The 1,565-nt window shown below is 47.2% G+C and carries 2 protein-coding genes; one reads left to right on the top strand and one right to left on the bottom strand.

Going from position 1 to position 1,565, the window contains the following annotated elements; all coding sequences use genetic code 11:
* Positions 1–159 precede the first annotated feature (159 nt).
* A complete protein-coding gene (locus G7Y43_RS10550; protein ID WP_165046367.1) occupies positions 160–1,431 on the top strand; it encodes a RecQ family ATP-dependent DNA helicase in 1,272 nt (423 codons plus the stop codon).
* Here the strand turns inward: G7Y43_RS10550 and G7Y43_RS10545 are convergent.
* Positions 1,393–1,565 (bottom strand): transposase (locus G7Y43_RS10545; protein ID WP_165044274.1); only part of this gene is annotated, 173 nt, incomplete at its 5' end. The two genes, G7Y43_RS10550 and G7Y43_RS10545, sit on opposite strands and share 39 nt — an antisense overlap.

Below are 1,565 nucleotides of genomic sequence, written 5' to 3'. Positions count from 1 at the left end.
GTAAATTGTACTTATGAGCTGGGATTATTATACCATCCATATGCTTTGCGAAGACTGCCATCTCTCTTGCCGATTGACTTTAGCAATGTGTGGACTAGGTCCAGGGCGAATTAATCAGTATTTCCCTATAAAACTACAGATGCAAGCAGGCGGGAAGACATCGATTCATCGCTCGAGTTTTTCCTTGAATACCTCTTCGGTTACTCAGAGTTCCGCCCTGGCCAAGCAGGCATTATCAGAAAAGCCCTTGCAAGAAATGCAACACTGGGAATACTCCCAACCGGATCAGGAAAATCTCTCTGCTATCAAATGGTGTGTCTCTTACAGCCTTGCATCAACTTTGTCGTCTGCCCCATCATTTCGTTGATTCAAGACCAGGAGGTCAACGCTCGAGAGTTCGGCATCGACAGAGTCGGGCGTATCGAAAGCCAGATGAACACTTCAGAGAAAAGCGAGGTTCTCGACAAATTCGGACAAGGACGGTACTTCTTTATCTGGATTGCCCCCGAACGTTTTCAGATGATGGACTTCAGAAACCAGTTGAGCAAGATCGCGTCGAATCGCCATTTCGGCTATGCGGTCATCGACGAGGTGCACTGCCTTTCCGAATGGGGTCACGATTTCAGAGTTTCGTATCTTAAACTCCATGGAACCATCAAGAAATTCTGCCCCGAAGCACAAACCTTGGCTTTAACAGCTACCGCCTCAAGAAACGTCTTGGAGGATCTTCTCTGCGAACTCGAGATCACAAAAGCAAACGTTCAGACGTCAACAAGCCTCGACAGACCCGAGCTTTCGTATCACATCATCAAAACATCAGAGGCGGACCGAGCAGAGAACTTACAGAAGATCCTTGATCATCTCAATGATCATTTCTGTACCAGTGAGGGCATATCTTCCATATTCGAACCGAACGGAAATAACTCAATCTGCGGCATTATTTTCTGCAACACAACAGCGAGTCCATACACGCCTCTATCTTCATGTGATGGCGTATTGGGTCTTCTGCGCAGCAAGAATATCGCTTCTGACTCATATCATTCCAAGAAGGGTGATGAGCGAGCACTTATCCAAGAGCGGTTTTTGAAAAACGAATACACCGTCATGACGGCAACCAAAGCATTTGGCATGGGTGTCAACAAAAAGAATGTCCGCTACACCATTCACAATGGCCTTCCTTGGTCAATAGAGGCTTTCTACCAAGAAGCAGGTAGAGCGGGACGCGATCCGTCCCGTAATTCCTCAGAGTGCTTTATTCTTTACTCAAACGAATCGGATCCCACCGACGTAAGAACCTTGTTCGAAGAGAAAACATCAGTCAGCAAAATCCGAGAAGCACAGGAGAGCTTACAAGGCGACTTAAGTACCTTATTTTTCGGCCCTTCGCGGTTTTTAGTGGGTAGCACAGGGTGTCAGCTGTGGGAAGTGTAGTTTTCCCAGGTTCAGGTAGATGATGGTCTTGAAGTACTCCAGGTTGCTGAACCCGCGGGCCTGTCTTTTGGCCGATTGGATGATTGAGTTCATACCCTCTAACACGGCATTGGTTAGCCTGTGGTCGAAGTAGT

Origin of the sequence: Adlercreutzia sp. ZJ138, from assembly GCF_011038935.1 — a bacterium.
In the GTDB taxonomy this organism is placed as follows: domain Bacteria; phylum Actinomycetota; class Coriobacteriia; order Coriobacteriales; family Eggerthellaceae; genus ZJ141.
Note: the sequence above shows the minus strand (reverse complement) of the source record. Positions and strands in the feature narration are given on the sequence as shown.